Annotated in this window: 14 protein-coding genes; 6 read left to right on the top strand and 8 right to left on the bottom strand. The window is 63.2% G+C overall.

Translation table 11 applies throughout. From position 1 onward, the window contains the following. Positions 1-2 precede the first annotated feature (2 nt). The 3 genes from pstA to QOL68_RS13290 all read right to left on the bottom strand — a co-directional run bounded on the left by pstA (position 3) and on the right by QOL68_RS13290 (position 3,943). Positions 3-1,259, bottom strand: coding sequence for a phosphate ABC transporter permease PstA (pstA, locus tag QOL68_RS13300; protein WP_282949566.1), 1,257 nt, complete (start codon positions 1,257-1,259; stop codon positions 3-5). Next, positions 1,252-2,628, bottom strand: a complete 1,377-nt coding sequence (gene pstC, locus QOL68_RS13295) for a phosphate ABC transporter permease subunit PstC (protein WP_058456103.1) — start codon at positions 2,626-2,628, stop codon at positions 1,252-1,254. The genes pstA and pstC overlap by 8 nt, the downstream gene beginning before the upstream one ends. 265 nt (positions 2,629-2,893) lie before the next feature. Next, a complete protein-coding gene (locus QOL68_RS13290) occupies positions 2,894-3,943 on the bottom strand; it encodes a substrate-binding domain-containing protein (RefSeq protein WP_282949567.1) in 1,050 nt (349 codons plus the stop codon). Between the two features lie 192 nt (positions 3,944-4,135). Between QOL68_RS13290 and QOL68_RS13285 the strand changes: the two genes are divergently transcribed. The 3 genes from QOL68_RS13285 to QOL68_RS13275 are packed head-to-tail and all read left to right on the top strand — an operon-like array spanning position 4,136 to position 6,180. Further along, positions 4,136-5,137, top strand: a complete 1,002-nt coding sequence (locus QOL68_RS13285; protein WP_283404318.1) for a hypothetical protein — start codon at positions 4,136-4,138, stop codon at positions 5,135-5,137. Next, complete coding sequence (locus QOL68_RS13280) at positions 5,134-5,853, top strand: HIRAN domain-containing protein (protein WP_282949569.1); 720 nt, start codon at positions 5,134-5,136, stop codon at positions 5,851-5,853. Before QOL68_RS13285 ends, QOL68_RS13280 begins: the two co-directional genes overlap by 4 nt. Beyond that, positions 5,854-6,180: a putative quinol monooxygenase gene (locus tag QOL68_RS13275; RefSeq protein WP_282949570.1), complete on the top strand. Its 327-nt coding sequence runs from the start codon at positions 5,854-5,856 to the stop codon at positions 6,178-6,180. A gap of 442 nt (positions 6,181-6,622) precedes the next feature. On the opposite strand, the gene QOL68_RS13270 is transcribed toward QOL68_RS13275, so the two are convergent. Further along, positions 6,623-7,189, bottom strand: a complete 567-nt coding sequence (locus QOL68_RS13270) for a PEPxxWA-CTERM sorting domain-containing protein (RefSeq protein ID WP_282949571.1) — start codon at positions 7,187-7,189, stop codon at positions 6,623-6,625. Between the two features lie 229 nt (positions 7,190-7,418). Beyond that, a complete protein-coding gene (uvrA, locus tag QOL68_RS13265) occupies positions 7,419-10,316 on the bottom strand; it encodes an excinuclease ABC subunit UvrA (protein WP_282949572.1) in 2,898 nt (965 codons plus the stop codon). A gap of 233 nt (positions 10,317-10,549) precedes the next feature. Between uvrA and QOL68_RS13260 the strand changes: the two genes are divergently transcribed. Continuing rightward, a complete protein-coding gene (locus QOL68_RS13260) occupies positions 10,550-12,634 on the top strand; it encodes a M13 family metallopeptidase (RefSeq protein WP_282949573.1) in 2,085 nt (694 codons plus the stop codon). On the opposite strand, the gene QOL68_RS13255 is transcribed toward QOL68_RS13260, so the two are convergent. Next, positions 12,635-14,170, bottom strand: a complete 1,536-nt coding sequence (locus QOL68_RS13255; RefSeq protein WP_282949574.1) for a BCCT family transporter — start codon at positions 14,168-14,170, stop codon at positions 12,635-12,637. A gap of 166 nt (positions 14,171-14,336) precedes the next feature. Between QOL68_RS13255 and QOL68_RS13250 the strand changes: the two genes are divergently transcribed. Continuing rightward, entirely contained in the window at positions 14,337-14,672 is a 336-nt protein-coding gene (locus tag QOL68_RS13250; RefSeq protein WP_058800330.1) for a hypothetical protein, read from the top strand. A gap of 12 nt (positions 14,673-14,684) precedes the next feature. On the opposite strand, the gene QOL68_RS13245 is transcribed toward QOL68_RS13250, so the two are convergent. Beyond that, positions 14,685-15,335 (bottom strand): hypothetical protein, encoded by a 651-nt coding sequence (locus QOL68_RS13245; RefSeq protein WP_282949575.1) that lies wholly within the window; start codon positions 15,333-15,335, stop codon positions 14,685-14,687. A gap of 87 nt (positions 15,336-15,422) precedes the next feature. Between QOL68_RS13245 and QOL68_RS13240 the strand changes: the two genes are divergently transcribed. Next, on the top strand, positions 15,423-15,761 hold the full coding sequence (locus QOL68_RS13240) for a UrcA family protein (RefSeq protein WP_282949576.1): 339 nt from the start codon (positions 15,423-15,425) through the stop codon (positions 15,759-15,761). 55 nt (positions 15,762-15,816) lie between these two features. On the opposite strand, the gene QOL68_RS13235 is transcribed toward QOL68_RS13240, so the two are convergent. Next, positions 15,817-16,551, bottom strand: coding sequence for a LytR/AlgR family response regulator transcription factor (locus tag QOL68_RS13235; protein WP_058456114.1), 735 nt, complete (start codon positions 16,549-16,551; stop codon positions 15,817-15,819). Position 16,552: the final 1 nt, after the last annotated feature.

Below are 16,552 nucleotides of genomic sequence, written 5' to 3'. Positions count from 1 at the left end.
GGTCACCAGCGTTTTTCGAACTTGTTGCGAAGATAGATCGCCAGCGCGTTCATCGACAGCAGCACGATGAGCAGCACGATGATCGCGGCGGAGGTCTTCTCGACGAAGCCCCGGTCGACTTCGTCCGACCAGAGGAAGATCTGCATCGGCAGCACCGTCGAGGGCGAGCAGATGCCGCCCGGCACGTCGCCGATAAAGGCGCGCATCCCCACGAGGAGCAGCGGCGCGGTCTCGCCCAGCGCGCGCGCCATGCCGATGATCGTGCCGGTCAATATGCCGGGGAGCGCGAGCGGCAGCACATGATGGAACACCACCTGCACCGGGCTCGCCCCGACGCCGAGCGCGGCGTCGCGGATCGAGGGCGGCACCGCCTTGATCGCGTTGCGGCTGGCGATGACGATCACCGGCATCGTCATCAGCGCCAGCGTCAGCCCGCCGACAAGCGGGCTCGCCTGGCAGATGCCGAACCAGTTGATGAACACCGCGAGCGCGAGCAGGCCGAAGATGATCGACGGCACCGCGGCGAGGTTGTTGATCGACACTTCGATGAGGTCGGTCCAGCGGTTCTTCGGCGCATATTCCTCGAGGTACAGCGCCGCGAGCACCCCGGTCGGGAAGGCGATCAGGAAGGCGATGAAGATCGTCAGCACCGACCCTTTGAGCGCGCCCCAGATGCCCGCAACCGCGGGATCGGTCGCGTCGGCATTCTTGAAGAAGGGCCAGTGAATGCCGGTCGACAGCTTGCCGTCGCGCTGCAGCGCGTCGACCTTCGCCCCCAGCGCGCCTTTCGCGCCTTCCTTGGCGGCGATGTCGACTTCGGACGAGGCGGGGAGATGGAAGACCGTCTTGCCCTGCAGGATCGCGGGGTCGGCCTTGATCTGCTTGCGCACTTCCTTCCACGCATTTTCGCTGATCATCTTCGCGCCGTCGGCGCCGAGCGCCTCGTCGGCGGCGAAGGCGACGATATCGGCGAGCCCGGCATTCGCGATCGCCTGATCGGCGTCGGCATCGCCGAGCCGCGACGCATCGACCGTCAGCGGCATCGCCTTGAAGTCGATCGGCACCTCGACGTTCGTATAGGTGAAGCCGCGCAGGCCGTTGCCGACCATCACGAACAGCAGGAAGGCGAGGAAAAAGCCCGACAGCAGCACCGCGCCCAGCCCGAACAGCTTGAAGCGGCGCTCGGCGGCATAGCGGCCCGCGATGCGCTTCTGCATCGCGGCGCCTTTCCAGTCGGTCGGGGCGGTGTCCCTATTCATAAGCTTCGCGATACTTTTTGACGATGCGCAGCGCGACGATGTTGAGCAGCAAGGTCACGATGAACAGCACGAGGCCGAGCGCGAAGGCGGCGAGCGTCTTGGCGCTGTCGAATTCCTGGTCGCCGGTGAGCAGCTTGACGATCTGCGCGGTCACCGTGGTGACGCTGGCGAAGGGGTTGGCGGTGAGGTTGGCGGAGAGGCCCGCGGCCATCACCACGATCATCGTCTCGCCGATCGCGCGGCTGACCGCGAGCAGGATGCCGCCCATCACGCCCGGCAGCGCGGCGGGGATCAGCACCTGGCGGATCGTCTCGTTCGGCGTCGCGCCGAGCGCGAGCGATCCGTCGCGCATCGCCTGCGGCACCGCGTTGATGCTGTCGTCGGCCATCGACGAAACGAAGGGGATGATCATCACGCCCATGACGATCCCCGCGGCGAGCGCGCTTTCGGTCGAGGCGTTCGGAATGCCCAGCATCACCGCGAATTCGCGCAGCGCCGGCGCCACGGTCAGCGCCGCGAAATAGCCGTACACCACCGTCGGCACGCCCGCGAGGATCTCGAGCAGCGGCTTCACCCAGCGGCGCACGCGCGGCGCGGCATATTGCGTCAGGTACACCGCGGTCATCATCCCGATCGGGATCGCGACGATCATCGCGATGATCGCGCCGATCAGCACCGTGCCCCAGAACAGCGGGATGCCGCCGAAGGTGTCGGGCTGCGGCGCGCCGCTCGTCGGCGCCCATGTCGTCCCGAACAGGAGCTCGGCGGGCGAGACGAGGCGGAAGAAGCGGATCGATTCGAACAGCAAGGACAGCACGATGCCGAAGGTCGTCAGGATCGCCACCAGCGACGCGAGCAGCAGCACCGCCATGACGATCTTCTCGACCCGCGTCCGCGCGCGGAAGTCGGGCCGGATCCGCGTGAAGGCGTAAAGCCCGCCCGCCAGCGCCAGCGCCAGCATCGCGGCGATGCCGATCCACGCATAGAAATGCGTCGCGTCGGCATAGGGCTGGACCAGCGGCGCCGCGGCGGGAATCCGCACCGCGGCCTGCGCCCCCTGCGCGACATTGCGCGCATCGCTCAGGATCGCCCCGCGCTCGAACCCGAAGGCGGGCAGGCCCTGCGCCGCCTCGCTCGCGAGCACGCTGTTGGTGATGAGGCCGGGCGACACCGCCGACCAGACGGCAAGGAAGATCGCGGCGGGCGCGAACAGCCACAGCGCGACGTACCAGCCGTGATATTGCGGGCGCGAATGCAGCTTGGCGTGCGCGCGGCCCGCCAGCATCAGCGAGCGCGCCCGGCCGGCAAGCCAGCCGATCAGGGCAAGCCCCGCGATCAGCAGCAGTAAGGCGGCGGCGTTGAAAGTCACTGTGTCCCCGTTATCCTGTCCGGATCCCCCCGTCACCCCAAGCGGTATGACGTGGCAGTTTCATGACTCTGCGTCACAATTTCCAAAATCACCGGATCTGCCAATCCCGTTCGCATCGAGCGAAGTCGAGAAGCCCCTCGACCATGCGCCGACCCGATGGGTGTCTCGACTTCGCTCGACACGAACGGGGTGGGAAGGTGACGTAAAAAACGGTGGCCGGGGAAGGGGATGTGGGCCCCTCGATCCCGGCCACCCGCGGGGGAGATTACTTCAGCTCCGCGCCGTCCAGCACGGTCATGCCCTTGGCGTTCGCCGCGGCCTTGTCCGCGACGTCCTTCGGCGACACGACGAGGCCCTTGGCGGCGAGATAGCCGCCCGAAGCCGCTCCCTTCAGGAACTCGGCGACATATTCGGCGAGGCCCGGGATCACGCCGACATGCGCTTTCTTGACATAGATGAACAGCGGGCGCGAACCCGGATAGCTGCCGTCGGCGATCGCGGCATAGGTCGGCGCCACGCCCTGCACCGGCACCGCCTTGATCTTGTCCTTGTTGGCATCGAGATAGCTGAAGCCGAAGATGCCAAGGCTGTCGGGGTTCTTGTCGAGCTTCGAGATGATGAGGTTATCATTCTCGCCCTGCTCGACATAGAAGGGCGCGCCGCGCAGCGTGGTGCAGGTCGCCTCATGCTTTTCCTTGTCGCTGTCCTTCAGCGCCTTCATCTCGGGGTTGGCGTCGCAGCCCTTGCCGAGGATCAGCTCCTTGAACGCATCGTACGTGCCGCTGGTCGACGGCGGGCCGAAGACCGAGATCGCGACCGCGGGCAGCGCCGGGTTGACGTCCTTCCACGTCTTGGCGGTGTTCGGCTTGCCATAGGGGTTGGCAGCCAGAGCCTTATAGACATCTTCTTCCGACAGCTTGAAGCCGGGGCCGCGCTGCGCTTCGCCCAGCGCGATGCCGTCGATGCCGACCTGGACTTCGACGATGTCCTTCACGCCATTTTTGACGCAGGTATCGAATTCCTTCTTCTTCATGCGGCGCGAGGCGTTCGCGATGTCGGGCGTGTCGCCGCCGACGCCGGCGCAGAAGCGCTCGAAGCCGCCGCCGGTGCCGGTCGAATCGATCTTCGGCACCTTGTTGCCGGTCGCCTCGGCGAACTTCTCGCCGACCGCGGTCGCAAAGGGATAGACGGTCGAGGAGCCGACCGCGCTGATATAATCGCGCGCCGCGCCGCCCGAGGACGCCTGGTCCTGACAAGCGGAAAGCGCCAGCGCGGCAGTCGCGACGCAGGCGATGAGGGCAAATTTCTTGGCCATGGGATATGTCCTGTAGAGGGGGTCGTTACCGAACCAAGCCGCCACCCCTGCGGCGACTCGCTGACTGCCCTCTGATGGATTTGTGTGACGTGTTTGTGACAGCGAGTGTCATGGAAGTGTCATGGATGCCGCGGTTATAAGAAACCCCTTTCCTACAAAAAGGGAGTGTCGCATCATTGAACAATGATCTCAGTGAATCTTGAAGGATGGGCGAAGGACGCCATGTTTTCGCCCTATCCGGAAGGGTCGCGAGACAAGTACGCCGTAATTGCGCCAGAAGCCCCAGATAATTCGGCAATTATCCCGTGCCACCGGTATCTGATGAAGTTTTCAAATCCGCGATATCCAGCTCAATTTTGGTCGGAAATAATCGCGGCTGAGATTGGATGCGAAATTGGCGTTCCAGTGCCTCCTTGCTTTTACTCGCTGGACCCAGCCACGGGTACGCCAGGATCATTGTCAGAATGGTTTTTTGGCGATGCAATTGAAGCGGCGACGGCGTTCACTGCGGGACCGATTATTGCAGACCCGCATGATATTCCAGACGTGCCAGAAAGTGCGCCGACGACACACAGCTTATATGTCGCTGGAAGCGCCTATATGGCCCGGCACATCAAGGATTATGATCTCAAGACCGGGAAGCAGCACAATCTTCGCAGTATAAGCGTGCTCATGAAGAGGTTTGGCCAGATTTGGCCTCATGATCATTGGCCTCATTGGGCAAAGGTTTTGACCTTCGATGCAATAATCGGAAACACCGATCGACACCAAGATAATTGGGGCATCCTGTGGAGGTCGGACGAAGCAGGGAAATTGGCGCCCCGCTTTTCACCAGCGTTCGATAATGGCACGTCATTGCTGCATGAGATCATGGAAGAGCGGCTCGATCGATTTGCAGATTCCGAGGCGGTAGAGCGTTACATAAAACGAGGACGTCACCACATGAAATGGAATGTGGATGACGTAAAATCTGCTGGGCATATCGAGATGATCGAATCGATTATAAAGGACCGGCCCGCGCTTATCGAGACGATTGCTGCTACAATAAATGTGGATTGGGGCCAGGTTTTTGAGAGAGTGGCTGTGCTTAGAGACGTGGCTTCGCCCGTGCCGCTGACGCAGGCTAGGTTGGAAGCAATACTCTCTGTTGTCGCTCGTAGAGTAGAAATTTTAAAGAGTGTGATTTCGATATGAACCAGATAGCATTTGCAATTGAACCAAATAGGCTGAAGTTAATTTGGCAAAGCAGTGGCGAGAATCGAAAGAAGTTTGTTGTTGGAGAACTTGTTCGTTCTGACCAAAGCGTATCCTTGTCTTACTTTAGGTTGAGCATGGATTTTGTAGAAGCAGTTAGTGTTGGATTTTCTGGACACCCTGCCTTTGATGTGGCGTTTCCTGTTCACCATCACAACGTTATTGAGGTATTTTCTAAGCGGATACCGCCTCGAAATCGAACGGACTTTATTGCATATCTTCAAAATCACCGGCTTGAGCGATTTCCAAATTTATCAAATTTTGCTCTTCTCGGATATACCGGTGCCTACTTGCCCGGAGATGGATTTTCGTTTGCTATAGATTTTTCTTATCAAAATCTTCCTTTCCAGTTTTTAATGGAGGTTTCTGGATTTCAATATTACGAAGGAATGAATCTTGGGATAAATGATCTTATAGGAAACTATGTATATTTTGTTCCCGAGCCTGAAAATCCTTACGATCCTTCTGCGGTTAAGATATACAATGGATTATCTCATATTGGGTATGTCCCAAGGTACTACAGTCCTATATTTAATTACTGGATGCAGTATTGTGAATGCTATGCTTCCATAGAGAAGGTTGATGGTATACTTGCTAAGCCACAAGTTTATTTGATCATAGCGATCCATCCGAAGTCTGGAAATCAACTGACTTAAATGTTTGATAAAAACAAGATCCTCATTATCGGCCACGTCATCCTGACCCCCGAGCATCGCGAGCGCATGATTGCGCTCGGCGCCGAGCATAGCGCGCGGTCGCGGGGTGAGCCGGGGTGTCTGGCGCATAACTGCCATATCGATGTCGAGAACCCCGACCGGCTGATGTTCGTCGAGGAGTGGGAGAGCATCGACGCGGTGCGCACCCATTTCGCGGTCCCCGCGTCCGCCGCCTTCGTCGCCGAAATGCGCGCGCTCTCGCCCGAGCCGCCCGCGATCCGTATCTATGCCGCAGAGGATATCACGGCAAAGCTGATGGGGGCTTAGACAAGATTATCTCACGCGAAGGCGCGAAGGCGCGAAGGGGTTGCGTGGGGTTTCTGGCGGCGGGTTTGGCCGCTGGCGGCGTCAGTCTCACACAAAGACACAAAGAGGGCCGTTGGAGGTTCTGAGGCCGCGTGTCCGTCGCACGTCGGCGGGATTATAGCCGGACTTCGTCCGGCCTTGATCGACGCAGCCGTCGTTCGGCAATCGACCGGTAGCGCCCGAAAACATCCCTCTTCGTGTCTTTGTGTGAGAAATCCCTTCTTTTCTTCTTCGCGCCTTCGCGCCTTCGCGTGAGATAATTCTTCCATGATCCGGGGTCCATGACGTCAACGCCGCGGTGGATCCCGGATCAGGCCTGTCCTGAGCTTGTCGAAGGGTCCGGGATGACGAAAAGGGGAAGGGCGGACGCGCCCCTACTTTCCCCGGCACGCGCGGCGCATCGTCAGGCGAAGGAGACCGTCGTCCGGACCGTGCGACGGCGGCGCATGCCGAAGCCGATGGCGCCGAGGCCGCCGAGCATCATCAGCCAGGTCGCGGGCTCGGGCACCGCAGCGGCGGTTTCGATGCGCAGCGTCGGCGACCCGAGGCGGACGACCGCACTCGTCGTCTGGGTCAGGCTCAGGTCCGCGCTTCCGTCCATCAGCGATGCGAAGGACGCCGACGACAGCGCGATGCTGAACGGCCGCAGGGGGTCGCCGCCGCCGTAACAATTCGGGCTGAACAGCGCGCAGACGGTGAAGCTGTTGCCGTCGATCGACGCGTCATACGATGCCGTGCTCGATGAGAAAGCGGCATTGCCATATGTGCCTTCGAAAAAGGCCGCGATGATCGTCTCGCCGACGGGGATCGCATAGGTGAAAGTGCCGACGGTGCCGAGGTTGATCGGGAAGCCCGCCGATGCCTGCGGGCTGCTATAATCCGGCAGCGTTGATACGATCGTCGCGGCCGAAGCCGGCGTAGCGCAAACGGCGGCAGTGGCGGCAAGCGCCGCAAGATAATGCTTCTTCATTTATTCCCCCCGGTCCTTGGATAACAACATGTTAATCACAACGAGCGCGAACACCAGCCCCGCGCGTTCCGTAACTGTATCGATTTGATACATAAATCACCGCGAGGCCGCGTCCTGCCGCGCCGACGTCGCTATCGGGGATCGCGCTTGCGGCGCGGCTGGTTCGACCCCGGATCAGGCCTGTCTTGAGCTTATCGATGGGTCCGGGGTGACGAAGAAGGAAAGACGGTCAGGCCTTCCCCAACAGCGGCGCCAGATACTGGCCGGTGAAACTCCGCGGCTCCTTCACCACCTGCTCGGGCGTCCCCGCCGCGACGATCTCGCCGCCCTTGACCCCGCCTTCGGGGCCCAGGTCGACGATCCAGTCGGCGGTCTTGATGACGTCGAGATTATGCTCGATCACCACGACGCTGTTGCCCTGATCGACGAGCGCCTGCAGCACTTCGAGCAGCTTGCGGACATCCTCGAAATGCAGGCCCGTCGTCGGCTCGTCGAGGATGTAGAGCGTCTGCCCGGTCGAACGCCGCGACAGCTCCTTCGCCAGCTTCACCCGCTGCGCCTCGCCGCCCGACAAGGTCGTCGCCTGCTGCCCGACCTTGATATAGCCGAGCCCCACGCGGACGAGCATTTCCATCTTGTCGCGGATCGCGGGCACCGCCTTGAAGAACTCCGCCGCATCCTCGACCGTCATGTCGAGCACGTCGGCGATGCTCATCCCCTTGAACTTCACCTCCAGCGTCTCGCGGTTGTAGCGTTTGCCGTGGCACGTCTCGCACGTCACATAGACGTCGGGCAGGAAGTGCATCTCGATCTTGATCAGCCCGTCGCCGGTGCAGGTTTCGCAGCGCCCGCCCTTGACGTTGAAGCTGAAGCGTCCGGGCTTGTACCCGCGCGCCTGCGCCTCGGGCAGCCCGGCGAACCAGTCGCGGATCACCGTGAAGGCGCCCGTGTACGTCGCGGGATTCGACCGCGGGGTGCGGCCGATCGGCGACTGGTCGATGTCGATCACCTTGTCGCAATGTTCGAGGCCGGTCAGCGCGTCGTGCGGCCCCGCGACCAGCCGCGCGCCGTTCAGCGTCCGCGCCGCGCTGGCATAGAGCGTGTCGATGACGAGGCTCGACTTGCCCGATCCCGACAGGCCGGTGACGCAGGTGAAGGTGCCGAGCGGGATCGTCGCGGTGACATTCTGAAGATTGTTCGCGCGCGCGCCCTTCAGCACCAGGTCGAAGCCGTTGCCGGGGCGGCGGCGCGTCGGCACCTCGATCTTCTTCGCGCCGGTCAGATACGCCGCGGTCAGGCTCTTCTTGTTCGCCAGCACCTGCTTCAGCGTCCCCTGGGCGACGATCTCGCCGCCGTGGACGCCCGCGCCGGGGCCCATGTCGACGACATAGTCGGCGTGGCGGATCGCGTCCTCGTCATGTTCGACGACGATCACCGTGTTGCCAAGGTCGCGCAGCCGCTTCAGCGTCGCGAGCAGCCGGTCGTTGTCGCGCTGGTGCAGGCCGATGCTCGGTTCGTCGAGCACGTAGAGGACGCCCGACAGGCCGCTACCGATCTGGCTGGCGAGGCGGATGCGCTGGCTTTCGCCGCCGCTCAAGGTGCCCGACGTGCGGTTGAGGTTCAGGTAATCGAGCCCGACATTGTTGAGGAAGCCGAGCCGTTCGTTGATTTCCTTCAGGATCGCCTTCGCGATCTGCCGCTGCGTCTCGTTCAGCTTCTCGTCGAGCGTGCTGAACCACGCGAGCGCGTCGGCGACCGAGCGCTGCGCCGACATGCTGATATTCTCGCCCGCGATCTTCACCGCCAGCGGTTCGGGGCGCAGCCGCGCGCCGTGGCACGTTTCGCACGGCTGCGCGGTCTGGTACTTGCCCAGCTCCTCGCGCATCCACGCGCTCTCGGTCTGCAGCATCCGGCGGTTGAGGTTGCCGATGACACCTTCGAACGCCTTGTGCGTCGTATAGGTGCGCTTGCCGTCCTTGAAGGTCAGCTCGACCGGCATCCCGCCGGTGCCGTGGAGGATGATCTGCTGCACCGCGCCGGGCAGGTCCTGCCACGGCGTGTCGAGGCTGAAGTCATAGGCTTTGCCCAGGCTTTCAAGCACTTGCATATAATAGGGGGAGGGCGGGTTCGATTTCGCCCACGGCACGACCGCGCCCTTCTTCAGGCTCAGCGCATGGTTGGGGACGACCAGGTCGGGGTCGAACTCGAGCCGCTCGCCGAGGCCGTCGCACGCGGGGCAGGCGCCCTGCGGCGCGTTGAAGCTGAACAGCCGCGGCTCGATCTCGGCGATCGTGAAACCCGACACGGGGCAGGAGAATTTCTCACTGAATATCAAACGGTTGGCCGGTATGCCCGCGCCCTTCATCGCCCCCCCGGCATCCTCCTCCTCCCGCCCCGGCACCGGCCCGTCGGCCATGTCGACATACGCGACACCTTCGGCAAGTTTCAGCGCCGTCTCGAAACTGTCGGCAAGCCGCGTCTCGATCCCCTCGCGCACCACGATGCGGTCGACCACGACCTCGATGTCATGCTTGTACTTCTTGTCGAGCGCCGGCGCGTCCTCGATCTCGTAGAACTCGCCGTCGATGCGGACGCGGGTGAAGCCTTCCTTCTGCCACTGCGCCAGCTCCTTGCGATACTCGCCCTTGCGCCCGCGCACGACCGGCGCGAGCAGATAGGCGCGCGTGCCTTCGGGCAGCTCCATCACCCGGTCGACCATCTGGCTGACATTCTGTGCGCTGATCGGCTCGCCGGTGACGGGCGAATAGGGGATGCCGACGCGCGCCCACAGCAGGCGCATATAGTCGTAGATCTCGGTGACAGTCGCAACGGTCGAGCGCGGGTTTCGGCTCGTCGTCTTCTGCTCGATGCTGATCGCCGGCGACAGCCCGTCGATATGCTCGACGTCGGGCTTCTGCATCATCTCGAGGAACTGGCGGGCATAAGCCGACAGGCTCTCGACATAGCGCCTCTGACCCTCGGCATAGATGGTGTCGAAGGCGAGGCTCGATTTGCCCGAGCCCGACAGGCCGGTGATCACGATCAGGCTGTCGCGCGGCAGGTCGACGTCCACGCCCTTAAGATTATGCTCGCGCGCGCCGCGCACCGAAATATGGGTGAGACTCATGGGAGGGGTATGTTCCAGATTTGTTCTATTGGCGCAAGAGGCGGTTCCGCGCCGGTTCGCCGGTAAGATAGGAGGCCCGGCGCCGCACCGCAATGTGGTGGCATTCCACCAACATGCCAAAGGCTTCGACCAATGCCGGCCGGCTTGCTTGACCCCGTGACGTCGCAGGCGGACAAGAATGGCCATTCGCGCCGCCTCGACCCGGCGGTGCAGAACAATCAGGAGACGGGGTAATGAAAAGCTTTCTAACGAGCGCCGCAGGGCTAGCGATCGCGGCCGCCTTGGCTGCGGCGCCTGCAATGGCGAGCGACAACACAATGTCCGCGACGCTGGTCGCCAAGGCCGATGGCGAAGGGGACGCCGCGGTGAAGGGCGATGCGTCGCTGAAAGCGCTGACCTTTGGGACATGGGGCGTCGACCTTGCCGCGCGCGACACCAATGTGAAACCCGGGGACGACTTCGACAGATATGCGAACGGTGGCTGGTTTGCGCGCACGGAGATTCCGGCCGATCAGGCGTCGGCGGGTGTCGACTATGATGTTTACAACCTGACGCAGCGCCAGCTCGGACAGCTTGTCACTGGAGCTCCCGCGACGACGCAGGTCGGCGGCCTATACCAGAGCTTTATGGATGAGAAGCGGGTCGACGCGCTGGGCGCCAGGCCGCTGATGGCCGACGTCGATGCCGTTGCGGCGATCAAGGACAAGGGCGCGATGGCGCGCTTCATGGGCTCGACGCAGGGGACGTTTGGCGCGACGATCGTCTCCGGCGGCCCCTATGCCGACACAAATGATCCGACGGTGAACGTCCTGTGGCTCGGCCAGGCGGGGCTCGGGCTTCCCGAACGCGACTATTATCTGAACGACAGTTTCAAGACGCAGCGCGATGCCTATCGCGCCTATATCGTGCGAACGATGAAGATGGTCGGCAATGCTGCGCCCGAGAATGCGGCGGATGCGATCATGGGCTTCGAAACCGAGATCGCGAAGGTCAGCTGGGCGATCGCCGACCGCCGCGACATCGGCAAGATCAACAATCCGATGTCGTCGGACGAACTCGCGGCCTTTGCTCCGGGACTCGACTGGAAGGCGTGGTTCGAAGGCGCCGGCATCGGACCGCAGAAGCGGATCATCGTCAACGAGAATACGGCGGTGCGCGACATTGCGGCGCTCTATGCAAGGACGCCGCTCGACACGATCAAGCTGTGGCAGCAATTCCACATCGCCGACAATGCGGCGCCCTATCTCTCCAAGGCATTCGTCGACAGCCGCTTCGAATATACCAAAGTGCTGAGCGGCGTCGGCGAACTTCGTCCGCGCTGGAAGCGCGGGCTGACGCTGGTCGACGGGAGCCTCGGCGAACTGGTCGGCGAAACCTATGCGAGGCAATATTTCCCGGCGAGCGCGAAAGCGAAGATGGAAGCGCTGGTCGCGAATCTGAAGCTCGCGATGGGCGATCGCATCCGCAGCAACAGCTGGATGGCGCCCGAGACCAAGGCGGCGGCGCTCGACAAGCTGGCGAAGATGGACGTCATGGTTGGCTATCCCGACAAATGGCGCGACTATTCGGGGCTCAAGATCGATCCGACCGACCTCTATGGCAATGTGAAGCGCAGCGCGGCGTTCGAATATGCCTATTCGCTGTCAGACCTGAACAAGCCCGTCGACCGCAAGAAATGGTCGATGAACCCGCAGGAGGTGAACGCCTACAACGGCGGTCTCGAGAACAAGATCGTGTTCCCGGCCGGCATACTGCAGGCGCCTTACTTCAGCGAGAGCGTCGACGATGCAGTCAACTATGGCGCGATCGGCGCCGTTATCGGCCACGAGATCTCGCATGGCTTCGACGATCAGGGGCGCAAGATCGACGCCAATGGTGCGGTGCGCGACTGGTGGACCGCGGCAGACGCGGCGCGCTTCGAGGCGCAGGCGAAGGCGTTCGGTGCGCAATACGCGACCTATGAGGCGGCGCCCGGCGCCTTCATCAACCCCGACCTGACGATGGGTGAGAATATCGCCGATCTCGCGGGGCTGGAGATTGCCTATGACGCCTACCACCGCTCGCTGGGCGGCAAGGAGGCGCCGGTGATCGACGGTCTGACCGGCGACCAGCGCTTCTTCCTCGCCTTTGCGCAGGCGTGGCGCGACAAGGCACGCGAGGATTCGATCAAGCAGCAGGTCGCAAGCGATGAACACGCCCCGGCGCGCTGGCGGATCATCGGCCCGGTGCGCAACGTCGATGCCTGGTACAAGGCGTTCAACGTCACGCCCGACAATAAATATTATCTGAAACCCGAGGCGCGCACGCGCATCTGGTGATCAGCCGGAGACGACGGGGGCGACCGCCGGTCGCCCCCGTACCAGCATTGCCGTGAGCGACAGCGCCGCGCCAATGATGACGAACAGCGCGGGAAAGCCGCCCAGTACCGACATCATGCGGATGCCGTCGAGCCCCGAACCCGCGACGAGAACGATCGCGACGAGCCCGACCGCAATTCCCCACACGCTTTGCACGCCCATCGGCGCTTCGGGCGCGTCGGGGGCGATGCCGCGCGTCGAAAGCGCACTCATCGCCGAAACATTGGCGTCGGCGCCCGCGACATAGGACAGGAAGATGGTGAAAAGAATGAGCCCCGCCGCAGCTGGGCCGCCGCCGAGCGCGTCGAACAGGCGGAAGAGAACCGAGTCCGGGCCCTTCGCCGCGATCACCGAATAGAGGCTGGCGCCGCTCTGCTGGTCGATGACGATGGCCGAGCCTGCGATGGCGGTCATCCATAGCGCGCCGAACAGCGATGGCAGGACGAGATTCATCAGTATGAACTCGCGCACGCTGTAACCGATGGCCAGCCGTCCGAGGAAGAGCGCGGTGACCGGCGCCCAGGCGAACCAGTTGCCCCAATAGAAAATCGTCCACTGCCGGCTCCAGGCGCCGTCGACGTCGAGGCCGAGATTGCGGGGAATGAAGGTGGAGAAATATTCGCCCGCCGCGCGCAGCGACAGGCCGAACATCTTGGCGGTCGGGCCAGCGACGAGCGCGAAGGCGATGATCGCGAAGAACAGCCAGGTGTTCAGCACCGACAGGCCGGCGATGCCCTTTTGCAACCCCATCGCAGCCGAGATCAGAAAACTCGCGACGATCAGCGCCGCAATTCCCCATTTGAGCGGCATTCCACCGCTGAAATGGCCCAGATTCTCAACGCCGCCTGCCAGCGCCAGGATTCCGGCACCCATCGACGCTGCCATTCCGGCGACGAGCGCATATAGGCAGACGATGTCGATGCCCGTGCCGACGGGTCCGTGCGCGCGATTGCCGAGCAGCGGGACGAACAGCGAAGACAGGCTGAACGGCTCGCCGCGGTTATAATAGACAAGCGCGAAGGCGAGCGCCGCGACGGTGTAGATTGCGTAGGGCGTCAACGTCCAGTGCAGGAACATCGTCGACATGGCGAAGGTCGCGGCAGCATCGCTGCCCGGCTCCATTCCCAGCATCGGAGGCGGCGCGTTGAGATGGAACAGCGGCTCGGCCGCCCCCCAGAAGAGGATACCGGTCGCGATCGTCGTGCAGAGCATCACCGCGAACCAGCGCCAGCGCCCGAGTAGCGGCTTGGCGCCCGCTCCGCCGATGACCGTCTGGCCGAACGGCGACAGCGCTGCCAGTGCGAGAAGAGCCAGAAAAGCCAGACCGGCACCCGCGAAGAGCGGGCCGAAATGCTCCAGTATCCAGTCGTTGGCCGCAGCCTCAGCCGCGACGAAACGCGTGCCCTGCCAGAGGCTGAGGACGAGCGCCGCAGAAAGGGTCGCCAGCGGAACAAAAAAGACCGCGCGATTGATGGGGTGACGGGTTGAGGCTGGCAAATGTTCCGCCGTTCGGACATGGACAATGTCGTCAGCATGGCCGCTACCGGACCCGGCGTCAAATGATGTGCCGGGAACGGGATTTGCCGCAAGACGTTGGACGCACAGGTGCCTTGATGGAAGGAGAGCTTCGATGATCAGGACGATTTTCACGGCAACAGCGGCCATGGCGCTGCTGGCGGCAGGACAGGCAGCCGCGTGGCAGAAAAATCCAGACGGCACGACTGCGGAGGAAAAGGCCAATACCGCGAAGCTGAATGCGGACCAGCTGGCGAAGGCGCAGGCGGAAACCGACGCCTACAACGCCCGTGTCGCGGCTAACGCGCAGCAGGAGGCCGCCGCGCAGTCGACCTTCCTTGAGGAAACCTCGGCTTATGAAGCGGAAAAGGCGCGGGTCGCCGCCATGTCCGCCGAAGAACGGATCCAATGGGAAGCCGACGTCGCGGCCTGCAAGGCCGGCGACAAGACGCGCTGCGCGCATCCGGAATCCAAGCCCAAATAGGCCTTGTGTTTCCTAATCGCGATTTTCTGAAGGCTCCGGCGTTGCGTCGGGGCCTTTTCGTTGTCCGTCGGGGGGCGGTCCAGCCTCCGCCACCGGCGGCAGCGCGACGGGGATCACCATCGCCGGCCGCGGCAAATCGGGAAAACGACCACCATAGCGGTAGTCGTCATCCGTCCCCTCTGGCGGTGAGGGGACGGCGCCTTCGTTGACCTCGCCGAGCCGGCGGAACGGCTCGCTGAGCCGACTTACGCGTTCCGCCCTCAGCCGCGCACCCACACCATAGCTGTCGGCGCATTCGAGGCATGGCGGCGCCGAGGTCGCATCGGCGACCGCCGCCTTGGGGTTGGCGCTGAGGTCGGCAAAGGACGCCGAGCCGGCCCCCTTGCCGCTCAGCCCCTGGCCGATGACGATGAAGGCCAGTAACGCGCCGGCGCCCAGCCCGGCGACGACGACGATCAGCCCGAATGCCAGGCGATGGCCCAGCCGGTCGCGACTCGAAGGATGTCGACGTTTCCCTGCCATGGCCGAAGAAGGCCATGATGACAGCTTCGTTGCAAGCTTTCGGCCACTGGTCGATGCGGGAACGCCTTTCGTCTCCACATCGACCGCACGACCGGCCCCGTCGAACCCGACGTGCGTGGCCGTGGCAAAGCGGGCATCCAAGGATCGCGGGATGCGGGAGGATCCGGTCTTCCCCGGTTTCGGATCAGCTCGTGTCCCGCATCATCCCCCCAGATGAGAGGACTCCCCATGTTGAAATCCACCCTGATCACGATGGCGGCCATCGCCGTTTGTGGCGCAGCAGCTCCCGCCGTGGCGCAGGAAAGCGATGCGCCGCAAGTCGCCGTCCGCTACGACGACCTCAATCTTTCGACCACCGCCGGTCGCGATCGGCTCGACACACGGGTCCGCACCGCGATCCGCGCGATGTGCACCGACAGCAGCCGTCTTACCCTGCGCCAGCGAGCGGTCGCGCAGGAGTGCATGGCGCAGGCCAAGCGCAGCATCGAACCGCAGCTCGCGGCCTTGTTGAACGGCAGCACCGCCAAGTTCGCGAGCGACAAGCCGCCCGTCGTCGCTGCTCCCTGACGACATCCGGTGACGCGGCCGTCCTGAAGCAGGTGGCGGCGGCCGAAGAAGGCGATCATGCTCCGTGCATGATCGCCTTTACGTCATGAAGATAGGTGCGGCCGATGCGGTGCACGCCGCCTTCGCCCAGATCGACACTCCAAGCGCCGTCGCCGTGGTGTTTCAGCCCGACGATGCCTTCGCGGCGGATCATCTTCGACCGATGGATGCGCATGAACTGGTCGGGGTTCATGCGCGCTTCGAGTGATTTGATCGTCTGATGGATCAGCCAGCTGCGCCCGCCGACGTGGAGGCGCATATAATCGCGCTCGGCCTCGATCAGGTCGACCTGGGCTGCATCGATGCGCAGCATCTCGCCACGGTTCTGGACCCAGAACTCGCTGATCCACTTGCTTTTCGGCGCAGGAGCGCGCTCGCTGGCGCGCCATTCGCGAACTCGCGTCAGCGCCCGACCAAGCCGGTCGGGCGAGACCGGTTTCAGCAGATAGTCGACCGCGGCGACGTCAAAGGCGGCGACCGCGTAGCGATCGAACGCGGTGACGAATACCACGGCGGGCGGATTGTCGAGCTTGTCGATGGCAGCGGCGACCTGCAACCCGTCGAGATCGGGCATCGCAATATCGCAGAGTACCAGGTCGGGCGCGAGGGCGTCGACCATGCGCAGCGCGGAGGCGCCGTCGCTCGCCGTCCCGACAAGCGAGACGCCGTCTTGCTGACCTGCGAGAATCTGCAACCGTTCGATTGCGAGCGGTTCGTCGTCGACAATCAGGGTCCGAAGCGTCTGGAGCATG

This window comes from Sphingopyxis sp. Geo25, assembly GCF_949769135.1.
In the GTDB taxonomy this organism is placed as follows: domain Bacteria; phylum Pseudomonadota; class Alphaproteobacteria; order Sphingomonadales; family Sphingomonadaceae; genus Sphingopyxis.
This window is presented reverse-complemented; position numbering and strand designations above follow the sequence as displayed.